General features: G+C 42.1%; 18 protein-coding genes. 7 read left to right on the forward strand and 11 right to left on the reverse strand.

Annotation, left to right across the window (positions count from 1 at the left end; genetic code table 11):
* Window positions 1-11: 11 nt before the first annotated feature.
* The 4 genes from KNO68_RS14565 to KNO68_RS14580 form a co-directional block, all read right to left on the reverse strand.
* The gene (locus KNO68_RS14565) at window positions 12-1,112 is read right to left on the reverse strand and encodes a hypothetical protein (RefSeq protein ID WP_215187619.1); all 1,101 of its coding nucleotides are present in this window, start codon (window positions 1,110-1,112) and stop codon (window positions 12-14) included.
* Between the two features lie 66 nt (window positions 1,113-1,178).
* Window positions 1,179-1,403: a hypothetical protein gene (locus KNO68_RS14570; RefSeq protein WP_012390467.1), complete on the reverse strand. Its 225-nt coding sequence runs from the start codon at window positions 1,401-1,403 to the stop codon at window positions 1,179-1,181.
* 12 nt (window positions 1,404-1,415) lie between these two features.
* The gene (locus tag KNO68_RS14575) at window positions 1,416-1,598 is read right to left on the reverse strand and encodes a hypothetical protein (RefSeq protein WP_024127793.1); all 183 of its coding nucleotides are present in this window, start codon (window positions 1,596-1,598) and stop codon (window positions 1,416-1,418) included.
* Window positions 1,599-1,896: 298 nt separating this feature from the next.
* Window positions 1,897-2,385, reverse strand: a complete 489-nt coding sequence (locus tag KNO68_RS14580) for a helix-turn-helix domain-containing protein (protein WP_214686110.1) — start codon at window positions 2,383-2,385, stop codon at window positions 1,897-1,899.
* Window positions 2,386-2,689: 304 nt separating this feature from the next.
* On the opposite strand from KNO68_RS14580, the gene KNO68_RS14585 reads away from it, so the two are divergent.
* Window positions 2,690-2,944, forward strand: coding sequence for a helix-turn-helix domain-containing protein (locus tag KNO68_RS14585; protein ID WP_215112671.1), 255 nt, complete (start codon window positions 2,690-2,692; stop codon window positions 2,942-2,944).
* 196 nt (window positions 2,945-3,140) lie between these two features.
* Here the strand turns inward: KNO68_RS14585 and KNO68_RS14590 are convergent, their stop codons facing one another.
* The 3 genes from KNO68_RS14590 to KNO68_RS14600 form a co-directional block, all read right to left on the reverse strand.
* Complete coding sequence (locus KNO68_RS14590; protein WP_215112672.1) at window positions 3,141-4,289, reverse strand: pentapeptide repeat-containing protein; 1,149 nt, start codon at window positions 4,287-4,289, stop codon at window positions 3,141-3,143.
* 318 nt (window positions 4,290-4,607) lie between these two features.
* Complete coding sequence (locus KNO68_RS14595; protein ID WP_215112673.1) at window positions 4,608-4,922, reverse strand: type II toxin-antitoxin system RelE/ParE family toxin; 315 nt, start codon at window positions 4,920-4,922, stop codon at window positions 4,608-4,610.
* 6 nt (window positions 4,923-4,928) lie between these two features.
* Window positions 4,929-5,267 carry an AbrB/MazE/SpoVT family DNA-binding domain-containing protein gene (locus tag KNO68_RS14600; RefSeq protein ID WP_215112674.1) on the reverse strand — a complete coding sequence of 113 codons (339 nt, stop codon included), beginning with the start codon at window positions 5,265-5,267 and terminating at the stop codon, window positions 4,929-4,931.
* Window positions 5,268-5,541: 274 nt separating this feature from the next.
* On the opposite strand from KNO68_RS14600, the gene KNO68_RS14605 reads away from it, so the two are divergent.
* The 5 genes from KNO68_RS14605 (at window position 5,542) to KNO68_RS14625 (ending at window position 10,073) form a co-directional block, all read left to right on the forward strand.
* A complete protein-coding gene (locus KNO68_RS14605; protein ID WP_206479694.1) occupies window positions 5,542-6,390 on the forward strand; it encodes a ParA family protein in 849 nt (282 codons plus the stop codon).
* 5 nt (window positions 6,391-6,395) lie between these two features.
* Window positions 6,396-6,761 (forward strand): DUF5388 domain-containing protein, encoded by a 366-nt coding sequence (locus tag KNO68_RS14610; protein ID WP_215112675.1) that lies wholly within the window; start codon window positions 6,396-6,398, stop codon window positions 6,759-6,761.
* An 869-nt stretch (window positions 6,762-7,630) separates the two neighbouring features.
* Entirely contained in the window at window positions 7,631-8,956 is a 1,326-nt protein-coding gene (locus KNO68_RS14615; RefSeq protein ID WP_215112676.1) for a primase C-terminal domain-containing protein, read from the forward strand.
* 15 nt (window positions 8,957-8,971) lie between these two features.
* Window positions 8,972-9,331 (forward strand): hypothetical protein, encoded by a 360-nt coding sequence (locus KNO68_RS14620; protein ID WP_215112677.1) that lies wholly within the window; start codon window positions 8,972-8,974, stop codon window positions 9,329-9,331.
* A 199-nt stretch (window positions 9,332-9,530) separates the two neighbouring features.
* Window positions 9,531-10,073 (forward strand): hypothetical protein, encoded by a 543-nt coding sequence (locus KNO68_RS14625; RefSeq protein ID WP_215112678.1) that lies wholly within the window; start codon window positions 9,531-9,533, stop codon window positions 10,071-10,073.
* Between the two features lie 162 nt (window positions 10,074-10,235).
* Here the strand turns inward: KNO68_RS14625 and KNO68_RS14630 are convergent, their stop codons facing one another.
* The 4 genes from KNO68_RS14630 to KNO68_RS14645 form a co-directional block, all read right to left on the reverse strand.
* Complete coding sequence (locus KNO68_RS14630) at window positions 10,236-10,793, reverse strand: recombinase family protein (protein WP_215112679.1); 558 nt, start codon at window positions 10,791-10,793, stop codon at window positions 10,236-10,238.
* A 244-nt stretch (window positions 10,794-11,037) separates the two neighbouring features.
* The gene (locus tag KNO68_RS14635) at window positions 11,038-11,793 is read right to left on the reverse strand and encodes an adenylate cyclase (RefSeq protein WP_214756944.1); all 756 of its coding nucleotides are present in this window, start codon (window positions 11,791-11,793) and stop codon (window positions 11,038-11,040) included.
* Entirely contained in the window at window positions 11,793-12,371 is a 579-nt protein-coding gene (locus KNO68_RS14640; RefSeq protein WP_251029739.1) for a Pycsar system effector family protein, read from the reverse strand. The genes KNO68_RS14635 and KNO68_RS14640 overlap by 1 nt, the downstream gene beginning before the upstream one ends.
* 168 nt (window positions 12,372-12,539) lie before the next feature.
* The gene (locus KNO68_RS14645) at window positions 12,540-14,087 is read right to left on the reverse strand and encodes an ISL3 family transposase (protein ID WP_214756942.1); all 1,548 of its coding nucleotides are present in this window, start codon (window positions 14,085-14,087) and stop codon (window positions 12,540-12,542) included.
* A 393-nt stretch (window positions 14,088-14,480) separates the two neighbouring features.
* On the opposite strand from KNO68_RS14645, the gene KNO68_RS14650 reads away from it, so the two are divergent.
* A partial coding sequence (locus tag KNO68_RS14650; protein ID WP_215187620.1) for an aminoglycoside 6-adenylyltransferase occupies window positions 14,481-15,104 on the forward strand: 624 nt, incomplete at its 3' end.

The raw sequence follows: 15,104 nt of genomic DNA on the forward strand, positions 1-15,104 counted from the left end.
TTTCACCTACCTTAATCTGAGTAAAGAATCGTTTCTAGGTTAACTTCTTCTGCAGCGATAGCGGCTTGAATCTTCTCACGGGCCGAGGTGTCTTTGCTAGAAGTTTTCTTTAGTTTCTCGTTCAGTCCGTCGATCGTGGCCGTAATGTCTTGGTATTTATCGATCTTTACTTGTACGGCAGGGTCGTTTGTTTTGGACGCCCACTCATTCGCGGAGTCGATGTCCCCGAGGTAGAGATAGGCGGTCACTTTCGCCGAGACGCGGGGAGCAGTCCATTCCACATTTTCCGTTTTGGCCACGGTCTCATAATCACGTTCCAGTGCGGCGATATCGAACGCGCCCTCATCGGTCGGATGTGACGCTTGGAACTCCTGGAGCCGTTCCAATTTCTCTTTACCGGATAAGTCGATCCCGGCCAGCTTCGTCTCGATCAGGATGGGGTCATCCGTGAGCTCGAGCGCTTTCTGGTCTGCGCCTTCTGCCAAATAGAGGTCAATCAATAGGGCATCTTCTTCCTCGGACCGCTCTTTTCGTTCCAGTAAATTGATTAATGAGGCTTCCTCACCTTGGAGCGCTTGGTCGTAAGCATCTAGCCACACCTGTTCGCCCCCGTTTGCCTGCTCAGCGTGTGCCTCTTTATCAATGAACCATTGCGTGGCAGTGAACAACGATGTGAAGAGAATCCCGACTGTGGCCGCCCCGTAGATAAGGCGGCGCTGTAGTCGGGTCAGGCGTGATTGATAGGTCGACGATACAATCGGATTCGATTTAGCGGACGGGCGCTTATAGTCGTCCGGTGTCTCGGACTCGATCTCGTCGAGGAGCCACATCTTCTTCGCGTTATCCTCTTTCTTCGTCCGGATCCGTTGCACCCGGTCCTTCACTTGATGATACAGGTTCGGATAGGTGCCTCCGGTCCCGAACGTGAACGTCCCTCGATAGAGCAGCTCGTCTTTCTGATCGAAGAGCCGGAAGTCACCGGAACAGTTCGTTCCTTCCTCGCTAAGAATCTGGTGCAGATCATGTGTCGCGACGACGGCATCGGCGAAGGTGAGCCGCTCATAGTTCTGGATCCGCGTGTCCGGCACGTCGGTGAATCGTACAAACAGCATCTCGTTCCTCCTCTCGTTTCAAGCAACAAAAAAAGCCTTCCGATTGGAACGCTGCGTAAATGTGCATTAGAATTTGATATTCTGGTCGACCATCTCGGCGAGCGTGAATGCGCCCATGACGATGATCAGACCGACGGCGCCCCCGACAAGCCAGCCGACGGCTTTCGAGCGGCCACGATCCCCGCCGAAGATGAAGTAGAAGCCCCCGATCGCAAAGGCGATGGCCGCGGCGATAACCGCGAGTCCCTGAAAGAACTGAAGCAAGCTGAGCCCTGTCTCATTGAGTCCCATGTCGTTCCCTCCTTAGTCCTGGTGCGTCGGCGACTTGAAGCTGAGCTTCGCCTCGAGCGCCTCCAAAATGAGTTCCTGGTTGTCCTGGATGACCTGTTGATGTTGTTCGTCGAGCCACTCCTCATAGTCCTTCCCACGGATGCGTAAGAGTTTCTCGGCGAAGCTACGGTTCTGTTTCTGTTCTTTTGATGCCACAGTACACACTTCCTTCCCTTGATCTCGTGATGTGCAGCAGCACATCATTAAGGACAGTCGGATTCGGTGCGGTGGGTTTCTAGCGGTTCCCCCACGAACTCCGCTCCTCGTGAATCAAAGGAGCTGTACAGGGTTTTTCGATGACCCGGAACGATTCTGTGACCTTATGGCGAGTTTTAGGCGACTCTCGCCGAACCATCTGTGCGTAAATCCCGCCCACCCGGTCACTGGTGAGGGACACGCCGGTATGTGATTGGAGGAGACCATCCTTAAGGATGTGCTGCTGCGTCGATATCGGTTACTGTCGGACTCTTTTCCGCTTCTTGACATGGATGAGCTCGTCATCCGGATTCTTGCGCTTGGCGAGCACGTGTGCGTCACAGACGACCGTACGGATCCGGTAGTAGAGTTGCGTCAGCTGAACCGCCTCGCCGCTCCCTTTCTCGATACCGATGAAGCCGTGTAGCTCATACGTCTTCCCGTCGAACGTGCGGACCGAATCGGCCTGCGGCAACTCCTTCAGGTCGAACCGGCGTCGTTCGAGCTTGGTGACGGACCGCTTCGTCCCGTATCCGAAGTCGATGGCGTCCCACGGCACCGTCGCGAGCGTATGTCCGAACGCTCGGGCCAGGTGATCAATATCGGCAATCGACGGCACCGAGCGATTCTGTTCGTACTGACTGATGGCGGGCTGTGAGATTTCTCCGAGCGTCTTCTCTGATAGTTCGACCTGTGACCAGCCCGAGAGCCGGCGGTTCTCCTTCAACCACTCCCCGAATCGATACATAAGCTTTCCCCTTTCTGTAAATCAGAGCGGCGACCAAACAGATGTTTCCTTTTGTTGGTTCCAATATAGCAGGGATAAAAATAAAAATCATCAGTTTTCTGATATGTCAGAAATTTTACAGTTGACGATTCTTGTCGAATCCGCTCTATACAAGGGATAAAGAGCAACAGTAACTCAATATTTTTGATTTTGTCGCACAATTGTAAAAAAATAACGGTTTAAGTATAGATAGTAATGACAAGTATTTTGATTTCAAGAGATTGTGTTAGGGTAGAGGAATAGAAGAGTTCGTAAAGAATAAGTGATGAAGAGAGTACTTGGATCGTGGGGTGAGCAAGTGGAGTTGAACAAGGCAATCATCGAGCGTATGAAAGAGCTCGCAACGGAACATAATATGACCATCCATCAAGTCATTCAAAAAGGAGGGTTGAATCAGGCGACGATTTCTGAATTGATGAACGGACGGACAAAGCATCCAAAAGTAAGTACGATACAAAAATTTTGTAATGGTATAAATATTTCGATCAGTGATTTTTTTAATAACGGAAAATTTGATTAATTTCTAAAAAATAGCATTAAATATCATTATATTGAACGATATTTAACGCTATCAGATCATTAAATCTAATTTTATGTATTCAAGAGTTAGGGTTTGTTCTCATATACTTAGTTTGTGTCCCTGAAATGATGCCGTTGTGTCAGGAGGAGAGGGAACGATATCATCGACATCGATTGAAACCTCTTCAAATTCGGTGTCATCGTACTTTAGCATCAGTTAGGTTAGCGCCATCTCGTTTTACGCCACGTAGTTTAGCGCCAGTTAAATCAGCACCACGCAGGTCAGCTTCACGCAGGTTAGCTTCACGTAGGTCAGCGTCTCGTAAGTCAGCGTCTCGTAAGTCAGCGTATTGTAAGTCGGCGTATCGTAAATTAGCGTCAGTTAGGTTAGTTGCACGTAAATCAGCTTCACTTAAGTCAGTGTTAGTTAAGTTGGCATGACTTAGATTGGCTTCATATAGGTTCGCACCTCTCAGATGTGCACGTTCTAAGTCAGCGTGAGTTAGGTTAACGCCACATAGCTGAGCATAACTTAGATTAGCCTCACTTAGAGTGGCGCGAAAGAGGTAAGCGCCTCTTAAATCAGCGTGAAGTAGGTTAGCGCCACCTAGTTTAACGCCACCTAGTCTAGCTTCACTTAGATCAGCTTCACTTAAATCAGCGTCAGTTAGGTCAGCGTTAGTTAGGTTAGTGTTACTCAAATTGCTACCACTTAAATCAGCATCAAGTATATAAGCGTCAGTTAAGTTAGCGTCACTTAAATTACTGCAATTTAAATAAGTGCCATCTAGTTTAGCGTCAGCTAGGTTAGCTTTACTTAAGTTAGCGCCTCTTAGATCAGTTCCATCTAGGCGAGCGAGACTTAAGTCAACACCACTTAAATCAGCGTCAGTTAAGTTAGTTTCATATAGGTTAGCGTCACTTAGGTCAGCGCCACATAGTTTTGCACCAACCATTTCTGCTTCACTTAGGTCAGCGCGAAATAGATAAGCCTCACTTAGATCAGCGCGAAAGAGGTAAGCACCAATTAGTTTGGCGTCAGTTAGATCCACATCAACTAACTTAGCGTCAGTCAGGTTAGCCTCACTTAAATCAGCGCCAATTAGGATAGCTTCACTTAAGTCAGCGCCACGTAATTTAGCACGAACTAGGTTGGCTTTTCTTAAGTCAGCGCCGCGTAGTTTAGTGTGAAATAAGTAAGCTTTTTTTAAGTAAGCACCACTTAGTTTAGCGTCAGTTAAATTAGCACAAAAGAGGTCAGCACACCGCCCCTCGTCTTCGTCATCATGCCATTTTTTATGGTTGGTTAGGATGTCGCTAAGTTGTTTTGGGGTATAGGTATTCATTTTGTTCCCTCCTATAATTTCATAATTCCGAACGTTTATAATGACGCCAACTATATCTTGGACAATCAGATGATTTCACGACTGAATGGCTGACGTGAGCGTGGGTAAGTAGGATAATCTCTGCATCAAGAAAGTATTTCTGGTGTCCGAGTACAACAAAGAGCACAAGCAGTGCAAAATTCATCCTTCTAAATTTAAAAGTAAGTATCCTTGGTTAAAGTGTAATGAATCTACTTTATTATGTGTTATTAATTTTCCAAATTAAAAAAACGCTTAAGTCTAACTTCTACATCGACTCAAGCGCCTTTCATTAATGATTTATTTAGACTTTAAATATCTTTTCAATTCATGATAAAAGTTTTCTCGTGTTCCAGCTAAGATAACGACAATCAATTCCCCATCATCCCCCACTTCAATGCTGTAGGCAATCTCATAGACGGTCCCCTTATGCCTGAAATCATAACCTCTGATGCCGGTCAGATCTCCTGTCTTAAACTCGCCAATTTCAGGGTTACTTACAATCTTTTGAAGATTTATTTTATACAGCTCACTAAGTTGTTTATCTTTCTTTTTTAGCTTCTCAAAATATTTTTTGGCTGCTGGATGAAATACAATTGGCACGTTATCATTCAATTCAAATCAGTCCTCGTCGTCATCTCCGAATAAATCATCTATTGATGTTGGCTTAGTGCTTGTTGCTTCCTTGATCATCTGTGAAATAGCCGGACGAATCATATTTTTACGGCGTTGAAACTCTGTCAAAATGTCGTTCCCTGTGAAGCCCTCTTGAATAACATCTGCTAATATTTCTTCTGAGAAATCATCCGTATGTGTTCTTACTGGTTTGATATTAATAACTCCGTCATTCAGTTCCATAATAATCTCTTTTTCAATACCGATTGCATCAAAGAATTCTTTTGGAATGGCGATTTGTCTTTTGCTGGAGACGGCAACCTTTTTCGTTTTCGTTGCTAACATGGTTTATCTCTCCTTTTTTCACTTTACCATTTTCATTGTTGTGTAATTTATTTTCGCTCGGCTTTTTCATTTGTTTGTTTTTTGTTGGCTGATTGTTTTGTTTTTTAATTTACATACGGTAAGAATTCTTACTTTTTACTTATACTAACTATATATCACTATCTGAATTAATTCAATCTTTAACGTGAAATAATATCAATCCATTTGTATACATGTATACAAATGGAGAAAAGTTTGATACGTTAAAGTTACAAATAAAAAAGGAGGCACTAAAATGACCAATCAGCTTGATCTCTCACAGCAGGAAGCGATTGTTGTGACATTTGGAAACTTCAAAGGCGGCACGGGAAAGACAACGAATAGCACGATGCTCGCTTACGCATTGGCCAAAAAAGGCTATCGTGTGTTGCTCTGTGACCAGGACCCACAAGCAAATGCGACTACCTTGTTCTTGAAGACAAAGGCTGCACGAGAAGATGATTACATAACCTTCGAGAAAACATTGATGGCCGCAATGCAAGAAGGTGATTTGAGTAGCATCGTCACAGAAGTTACGGATAATCTATTCCTACTACCTTCATTCAGTGATTTCGCGCAGTACCCGAAGTTTCTTGAGAAAAAGTTTGAGAAAGAAGTGGACCGTGTGACGTATCTTTCTACTCTTCTCGAACCTTTGAAGAGCGAGTTCGATTTCATTTTTGTGGACGTTCCCCCTACTATCTCCATATATACAGATTCAGCCCTCTATGCCTCTGATTTCGTTGTCGTCGTACTTCAGACACAGGAACGAAGCTTGCAGGGTGCTGAGGTATTCACACAGTACCTACAGACGTTGCTGGATGACTATGATGCTGATTTTGACATTCTTGGAATCCTACCGGTTCTTCTTAAAAATGGTGCAGCCGTCGATATGGCAACGCTTGAAAATGCCAAAAATGTATTCGGTGAGCATAACCTCTTCAAGGGTGTGATTAAGAACATGGAACGCTTGAAACGCTACGACATCACAGGAATTGTGGAAGAAGACATGCATGACAAACGTGTCATGGAGACATATGCAAAAGTCGCCGAAGAGTTCTTGCAACGTCTCGAAACAGAAATGAATTACGTGGAACAGGGGTGAACAACATGTCAGATTTGATTCAAAAACCAGTAAGAAAACGTTTGCTGGAACGTAAAGGTGCAGCAGCTCCTCAACAAACATATAAAGCTGAGGTATCTGAAGACCAAACAGTGGAATCAAAAACCACGTCTCAGAAAGAAACCTCAAATAAACGAGCAACTAAGAACTCGGTCAATATAGGGTCAAGCACTGTTCGTGTATCAAACCTCACAAAAAATAAATTATCAGCGTTAGTGACGATGGGCAAAGCAGATTCAGCAGATGCTATCATTTCAACGATGATTGACGAGTATCTTGAATTACTTTCTTCAAATGAAAGGAAAGAATACGAAATAATTCGAGATGTTTTAATGATGAAGCAAAAGAAATAAAAAGGCAGTCCACGACGAACTGAACCTTATCTATTAATGAACGAGCGTGCTCTACTGGAGCACGCTCGTTTTTTTGTGTGACTACAATTCGTCTAGATGTCATTAAGGTATATTATTTTGCTGGATGTTCAGCCACATTGAGCTCACATAAATAAAATTTTAAAAACGGTATACATGTATACGTGTATACAAATCTACATGTATACAAATCTACATGTATACAAATCTACATGTATACAAATCTACATGTATACAAATCTACATGTATACATGTATACATCGGGAATGGAATCATCTGAAATATGGCTTCAAATCAACGTTTTTAGCGAAATATCCAGTCTGATTTTGTATACATGTATACAAATCTACATGTATACAAATCTACATGTATACAAATCTACATGTATACGAGTATACAAATCTACATGTATACAAATCTACATGTATACATTGCTTTTTATGAGCATAAACTCGAAAAAAAGCTGTTGTTAAGCGATTTCTTTTATGAAAACATAGGGTTATGAAGTTCTTTCCAGTAGGAAAAATCGGCATAAAAAAATCTGATAACCTGGCCGTTATCAGATCCAAATCATCTGACTTAATTGTCAGACTGTGTATTTAACAACGCTTCACCCTAAACCAGCCATCATAAATAGATTTGTAGAAACCAAGATTTCTAAAAACATAATACGATGAACTGATCCTTTTTCATGCGTTGTTCAAAAGAAAAACGTGACGAACAAAGGCGTCTTTCTTATGCAATCATTTTAACATTGTTCTTTCTTCTCGACAATGTTCATAGTATTTCAGAGAAATGGATACGCAACAATTTACGATGAACCATAGAACAGAAGAAAGGAGGATGTAGCATGGAAGTATTGAGAAATCTTTATCGAGACCAATTAACGGAAGCTCCGAAACGGGCCTCTCAGATCGAGAGAACCGGATACAGCAAAGACCTAGGATGGATCTTTGTCTGCCAGGAGTTCACACAAGCGCGTGCCATCCGTACATACCGCTCACTCTTTGGGGCAAAAGAGAAGTATACATATTTCACACCGAACACTTTTTACCGCAACGACCAACGTCATGCGGGCTCTTTGCGTTGGTTAAACGCCATGGTTATTGATATCGATGTCAAGACGTCGCAGAATGCAGGAATGATTTTCCCGGACGTTATGGATCGGGTGACGAGCGCAGGCCTGCCGACACCATCACTCGTCGTCCAGACGCCTTCAGGCGGATTCCATGTGTATTGGTACTTGAAAGAACCAAGACGCGCATTTCCAAAAGTCGTGGATCACTATAAGCGCGTTCAACGAATGATTGCTGAGGAGATGAACGCGGATCTTCAAGCGATAGGCGCTGAACGTTGGTTCCGATTACCGACAGAAGAGAACACAGTTTTTCGTTCGGGAGAACGCGTCTCTTTTGACGACCTTTGCGACTGGTTGACCGAGCAGCAAGAGAATCAGTCGAAGAAAGGTAATGTGGCTTTAGGCTCGACGGATTTATTATCTCACCCAGCAATCCTAAAGCTATTACAAGGCGTGGAAGAGGGCCAACGTGATAACACATGCTACACCCTTGCTCTCGCATACAAGGCTGCGGGATATGAAGAAGATCAAGCCCTATCGTCACTTTATAGCTGGAATGAAAAGAATAGCCCATCACTTCGTCAAATTGAGATTAAACGAAAAGTGAAAAGTGCCTTTAAGCCAGGCTCTCCACTTGGCCCTTCATCATATTGGATTGAGACGTTGTCTGGGATCGAGTTCAAGTATCAAGTCTGGGAAGGCGCAAAACCGCGTGAAGAACGTACATATAGTCATCTAGATGAATGGAAAGAAGACATCCTTGCAGTTTTACGCAAAAACGGAGGGTGTATTTGTGGTGCGCAACGAACGCTTGTTTCTTTAATCACATCATCAGTAGACCCTTCCAAGTGCTTGTCATACGCAACATTCAAACGCCTTGTTGCTGTTATGGTGGAAGAAGGACTAATAACAAAGGAAGTAGAAGGAAGGGGAAGATGTGCTAAGACAACGATAATGTTGGTTAAGAAAGATAATGTAGTTCTTTTCCCTGGTGCAATCGAATTTAATGGGCTCAACTCCAATACATTTATAGATACGGTGGTGGGTGGGTCTCTTTCTTATCCTTACGGTATGAGAAATAGTTCTAATACTACGTAGATTGGGTGTGTATGTATGGTCTTTATTCCGTTCTCTTTTCCTGTAATTGTTTCGTTCTCTAGGCTGTTTGAACAGACATTTTTTGTTTATAGTAAACCTAATCACAATGACATTTCACGAGTATTAATAGATATTGGGATATCTGGTGTAGATTCTCGGACCTCTGATCCAGGTATGGGGAAGGTAAAACGTATTGAGTATCTTCTTTACAGTTTGTCTTCTTCTGAAGATACTCTTGATTCTGCTCAAAACTTATTTTTTAGATTAATGGCTATGCTTCATGCTCATGGAGGTTTTAGAAAAGATTCAGAAAATTATGTAGGAGTTGAGGCATTCGAGAACTTTCGTAACGTTTTAAAAACTGATAATCAATGATCATGAGACAAAAGTTGCAATAGAGTCTATGGGGATGATTTCAGAATATATGATGAGTAAGTTAAGACAAGACAAATTTAAATGAATGTGAGGATAATAACGTTCATAACTTCATCTTGTTCGATATTTGAGGAGTGATTACGAGCGATAACCATTATTGCTAACTACAGATACACTTATTAATGAGGAGGAGACTTCTATGACTTTGACTAAAACAAGACTTGCCCTACTTTTCGTTGTAAGTCTTACCGTGACGGGTATCATCGGTTACATCATCGGTTCAGATGTACCGCTTTTCGATCGAAATTCGGTTGAAGACGTCACACCTGTTGAGTTTGTCCCGTTTGATGCTTTTAAGATGCTAGAAAATAATGACCTTGCAGAGACCAGTTATCGAGAAGATTTCGAGACTGCAGGCGGGGCAAACGGCATGTCGCAGGATACTCCTTATATTCGAGCTATAAACGCGTACCAGATGACGCTAGAAGGATATCGTGATGAACTCGTTAATGCTCAGATTAAAGATTTGAGTCCCGATGCTGAAGAGTACCGTCAGCGGGTTTTAACTAGTGTTGCGACGACGCTTACTTATTTGAAAGCTCTTGAACAGCATGGTATCTACGGTGATGGTTTGTATGGTAATCCGATGCCCTTACCGCCATCTGATGCTCACGCAGCGGAACGAGTCGAGCTCATATTGCTCGCCGAGCAGTTCCCGTGTTCCTGCAGCGCTTCGAAGTGAAATAGCGGTCCTGTGTTTTAGGTCTAACCAAAATTAACGTATAAATATAAAGTATGGCATTGAGAAAATGAGGTCTTCTAACCCATTTTCTCAATGCCATATGCGGTCTGAAACAATGGCTTTTGAGTAATGATGTTAATCATTTTAGGTCGAGTCGGATCATCACTCAAGATGATCCGACTCTTTTTTATATTTATAAAATGTGGATCTTGAGATATTTAAAGTCTTTGTAATATCATCTACCGTCATCTTGGCTTCATACATCATCATAGCTCTGGCCATTATTTGTTCATCAATTGGTTTTCTTCCACCCATTCTTCCTCTGGATCGGGCAGCTTGAAGTCCAGCGTTCGTACGTTCGCGAATCAATTCACGCTCCATCTCCGCCAATCCAGCCATCATAGTGAAAAACAGGCGACCTGCGGCGGTGGAAGTGTCTACACCTAATGTAATGATTTGAAGATTGATTCCGCGATCCTTCAAATCATCAATCAATTCAAGAAGCTTCTTTGTGGTTCTCCCCAACCGATCTAGCTTCCAGACGACCAGGGTATCACCTTCTCGTAAATAATCTAAGCACTTCTCAAATTCTGGTCTCTTTTTAACACTGGAGGCCTTCTCTTGAAAGATTTTAGTACAACCAGCTTTCTTAAGTTCATCTAGTTGCGAGTCCAAGTTCTGATCGAGGGTTGATACTCGTGCATATCCAATTTTCGTCATGAAGCACCTCCGTTTGTTTGTTTATCCATTAATGATAACAGAAAACGAACATTGATAAAAAGATGAGTTAATGGACAATGGAGATAAAATAAAAAAGGCTTTAAATAGCCCTTTTTATTTTCATGTGAATCAATAAACAATGATGTTTTTTTAACGTTCGTTTAAAGAACAAGAACATTTTTCAAAGCTACTTTATCTATTAAGGTACCTACTATTGACTGATTATAACGCAATTGTTTTGAACTTAGTCGTGCATTCCATTCTGAATCCATTCATCAAATTCTAAAAGTACTATGTTAGCATGCCAAAAAACTCCACGACTTAAGTCGTTCTTTTTAAACCAATATTTTTCAACTGAAGAGTCTTTAATTCTTTGCTCCTCCATATAATTCTCGTAAAAATCAGAGGACATAACAATTGGTTCAATGCCATCTTTATTTCCAAGGTCAGAGAGTTTGGCAGCAGTTGCAACAGAAGATCCAATCCAAACCAAATTATTAATGCCAGAGTTTTTTCTTCCGGCTTTTACAGCTAAAGTTTTGCTGGCAGCTAAACCAATTCCTGCTTTAATGGTCGGTAATCCTCTGCTAATAAGTAATTTGTTTAACATATTTAAATATGTGTTTATACAAAAAGCTCTACTCGCGATATCAAATACATCCTCTTGTAAAGGTGTTGAATAAATTGCATATACACAATCACCTCTAATTCCTATCTCCTTTAAATATTCTTCATCAGTATCTTTTTTCAAAATTTCAATTATTTCTGAGGTGAATCCACGAATTAATTTAGCTACTTTAACATCATCTTCTCCAGAGAATAAAGTTGTAGAGTCTCTTAAATCTACAAAAATTGCAGATGCCACAGCTTTATATCCATTTGTATAAGTGAAATTATCGTCTCTTGGGAATTTTTCAACTTCGTTAACAGCATCTGTATTATCCAATATTTCTTCAACTTTTTTCTTTCGCTCTTTGTAATCATAATCTGTGAACTTCATTAAGAGATACCTCCTAGCTTCACTAAAACTATTCCTACTACATACATGGTTAGTATTCCTGCTACACCAATAAAAGTGTATCTGATTCCTTTCTGATAAAACTTGAATTTGGCTGAACAGATTTTTGCATTGATGTAGATTTGAGAAATTAGATCTTCAATCTCGTCTTCAAATGTTTCATTAAACACTTTTTCTCTAAACTCCACATATTTTTTATCTTCTGCTGACTCGAAGTAGTACAGAGAATCATGATATGTATCCTGCCCGAAAAGATTTACTTCTTTTTTCATCGTTGGGACCAAAACTCTTATTAACAAGTATGATCCGCGTACGAAAATGCCCCAAAAGAACAGGAACAGTCCCAGATATAAAAAGTTTGAAAAATTAATATTTTGTATGGCACGAGAAAGGATTTGATTCAACATACCTATTGAATGCTCTGATGTAAATATACTAAGAAATATTCCTACCCCAGCAATTACAATAGAAGCCTTTGTATCACAACTCTTAATCCAATCTAGGTGTCGGTCTAAGCGTTGTATTAAATTATTTTTATCAATATCTAGTCGTGGGTCCAAATTCATTCCTCTTCTCATAAAAAATAACATCTATTTCCTTATTACCATTATACGACAAATTGAAAAAAGTAAGCCAATCCTCAGATTTAAAAGAGAACGGTTCTTACGCAATGTTGGTGAACGATAATGAGCAATCGCCCGAAGGTGGTCGCTCATTTTTTTGGAATATCAGTGAGCACAACTCGGATCGGGATTTCGACAAAGCACCCGAATTCTGAGCAAGTCAAAATTTCCCCTTCCGTACATGAGTCGCTTCATCATCTTTAGACGATTGACGTTTCCTTCCACGTAACCATTGCTTTCTTCAAACTGACAGGCCGCCAGGATCACCTCTACATTTTGTTTGAGGCGACCCACGAAACGCTTCAGTCCGGGATGTGATGTGACTTGTGGATTGGTGATCAACGAAAGGAGATGTCCCGCGTCCCGTTCCCGAATAGCTTCCCGAAATCCTTGAATGAAACAGAACGGGATGGCGAGGTCTTCGTAACGGACCAACAGGTACGAGACATCGATGGTATCATTCGGCCTAGTGACAGGCCATTGCCAGAGTAGACGACAGGCATCCTTGCGCGATACGAAAACCTGGGGTTCAGGAAGACCCTCACTCCGAGCGTCGCGTGAACGGTGACGGACCGCGCCAAACGAGCCTCTGTAACCTAATTGTCTCAGATGAGCGTCCGTTTCCTGGAGTGTGTATCGATTTCGGACACATTCCCTCAATTGTGGCATGAAACGATCGATCAAGTGAGGTCTTTGTCGTTTCGGCGGGGAGGGTTCGTAGGCCGGATCACTGTATTTTTTGACGGTCCTCCAATTCAAGCTGAGCATCTGGGCGATCGCATTCAGACTCATCCCTTGGCGGTGCATGCTTTGAACCCTTTCGACCAACGGTCGTTTTGTCTCGTTCTCGGGTCCAGTCGGATGTTGCGGTTTCAAACCGTATGATACGGCACCTTTCGGATTTACAGGGATTCGAGAGGGGAGGACACGCTGGCATATCGAATTGAGGCATCGCCATAGGTTATCTACGAGGTGGAAGCGGTCGCTCACCACTACGATGTCCTGGTCGAGCAATGCCTCTTGATAGGCTGGGAATCGATCGACCGATGCGCGGATAGGCCGTTTCTCCAGATTCACAAGCCAATCCTTCAACATGTCTGCTTCGCGGGTCCGCAGCAGGTCGATGGGACGATGGGTTGTCGCGTCACAGATGATGGTTCCGTATCGGTGACCCTTTTTGAAGGCGAAGTCATCAATGCCGATCACCTCAGCACAGGGGCTCGGGACGGGCACGCGTCGTAGCACCCTAAGTAGCGTGTCGTGACTGATTCGAAAACCTAGGACGGTCGTGACACGCTCGGCTTCCTTCGCACTCATAGCCAACATTAAAGTGGACAACACACGCTCCGTACGGAGCGTTCTCCGCGAATGAGAAATGGCCCACGGCAATCGCTCTGTAAAGATGGAACGTTGGCATATTGAGTTGTCGCAGAACCATTTCGGTACTTGAATGTTCAGACGGAAAACCTGATGTATTCCTGAGAAGTCTTTTAGCCGCCGTGTCGTGAAACTGTGACGTCGGTGACAAAACCGACCACAGTCTGGACAGCATGCACCGCTGGACACGAGACGAGCGGCACAGTGTCTCACCCCATCGTGTGAGTGAGCACTCGTGACGCACAGTCGATCATCTAAGAACTCCAACTCGTTCATGGAAATCAATCCTTTTTGATTTTATTCCCATAATGTCGGCATCACTACCTCACCAACATTGCGTAAGAACCACTCCTATTTTGCACTACACACCAACTTGTGCTTTGAACTTTGAAGTGTTAAAATTAATAAACTATTAATCGAAAGGAGAGATGGGTGGACAATGAAGAACTAATCTAATTTTTAACAAATGAAATAGTATATTTCAGTTTAAAAACTTAGGATTAGTCTGCCCATTTTTCCATATACTAAATAAATGTAAGACTGAATAGCTAAAAAGGCTAAATAGTTTTATTTGAGTGTCTTAAAAAGTGACATGACTAATCCTTCCAACATTATTTGGGAGGATTTTTTATTTCTCCCTGAATCAAAATAAAGAAAGAAGGAATCGAATTGTTAAAACAAAAGGAACTAATGGCAAGGGTTAAGGAACTTGTCCAGTCAGATGAACGAATATCTGCTTGTATGATGTATGGCTCTTTTACAAAAGGAGAGGGAGATCAATACTCTGATATAGAATATTACGTTTTTCTAAAAGATGATACAATTTCCACCTTTGATTCAGCAAAATGGCTAAATGAAGTCGCTTCCTACACTTTACTCTATCAAAATGAGTACGGTACGGAAGTAGTAATTTTTGAAAATCTAATACGTGGTGAATTTCATTTCCTTTCCGAAAACGAAATGAATATTATTCCTTCATTCAAAGAATCAGGCTACATTCCTGACACAAAAGCAATGTTTATTTATGATGAAACAGGACAACTAGAATTGTATTTATCAGAGTTGGAAGGTCCGGGACCAAATAGACTTACAGAAGAAAACGTAAATTTTTTATTGAATAATTTTTCCAACCTATGGTTAATGGGGATTAATGTTCTTAAAAGAGGGGAAAATGCACGTTCACTGGAACTTTTATCTCAATTACAAAAAAATATACTACAACTCATTCGAATTGCGGAAGAAAATGCCGATAATTGGTTTAATATGACAAAGAATCTTGAAAAAGAAATTAGT

Source organism: Exiguobacterium sp. s75, assembly GCF_018617145.1.
Taxonomy (GTDB): Bacteria; Bacillota; Bacilli; order Exiguobacteriales; family Exiguobacteriaceae; genus Exiguobacterium; species Exiguobacterium profundum.

Coding starts and splice junctions, on each gene's coding strand:
- KNO68_RS14565 (WP_215187619.1), bottom strand. CDS start 1,112: ATGCTGTTTGTACGATTCACCGACGTGCCGGACACGCGGATCCAGAAC.
- KNO68_RS14570 (WP_012390467.1), bottom strand. CDS start 1,403: ATGGGACTCAATGAGACAGGGCTCAGCTTGCTTCAGTTCTTTCAGGGA.
- KNO68_RS14580 (WP_214686110.1), bottom strand. CDS start 2,385: ATGTATCGATTCGGGGAGTGGTTGAAGGAGAACCGCCGGCTCTCGGGC.
- KNO68_RS14585 (WP_215112671.1), top strand. CDS start 2,690: ATGAAGAGAGTACTTGGATCGTGGGGTGAGCAAGTGGAGTTGAACAAG.
- KNO68_RS14590 (WP_215112672.1), bottom strand. CDS start 4,289: ATGAATACCTATACCCCAAAACAACTTAGCGACATCCTAACCAACCAT.
- KNO68_RS14600 (WP_215112674.1), bottom strand. CDS start 5,267: ATGTTAGCAACGAAAACGAAAAAGGTTGCCGTCTCCAGCAAAAGACAA.
- KNO68_RS14605 (WP_206479694.1), top strand. CDS start 5,542: ATGACCAATCAGCTTGATCTCTCACAGCAGGAAGCGATTGTTGTGACA.
- KNO68_RS14610 (WP_215112675.1), top strand. CDS start 6,396: ATGTCAGATTTGATTCAAAAACCAGTAAGAAAACGTTTGCTGGAACGT.
- KNO68_RS14615 (WP_215112676.1), top strand. CDS start 7,631: ATGGAAGTATTGAGAAATCTTTATCGAGACCAATTAACGGAAGCTCCG.
- KNO68_RS14620 (WP_215112677.1), top strand. CDS start 8,972: ATGGTCTTTATTCCGTTCTCTTTTCCTGTAATTGTTTCGTTCTCTAGG.
- KNO68_RS14625 (WP_215112678.1), top strand. CDS start 9,531: ATGACTTTGACTAAAACAAGACTTGCCCTACTTTTCGTTGTAAGTCTT.
- KNO68_RS14630 (WP_215112679.1), bottom strand. CDS start 10,793: ATGACGAAAATTGGATATGCACGAGTATCAACCCTCGATCAGAACTTG.
- KNO68_RS14635 (WP_214756944.1), bottom strand. CDS start 11,793: ATGAAGTTCACAGATTATGATTACAAAGAGCGAAAGAAAAAAGTTGAA.
- KNO68_RS14645 (WP_214756942.1), bottom strand. CDS start 14,087: ATGAACGAGTTGGAGTTCTTAGATGATCGACTGTGCGTCACGAGTGCT.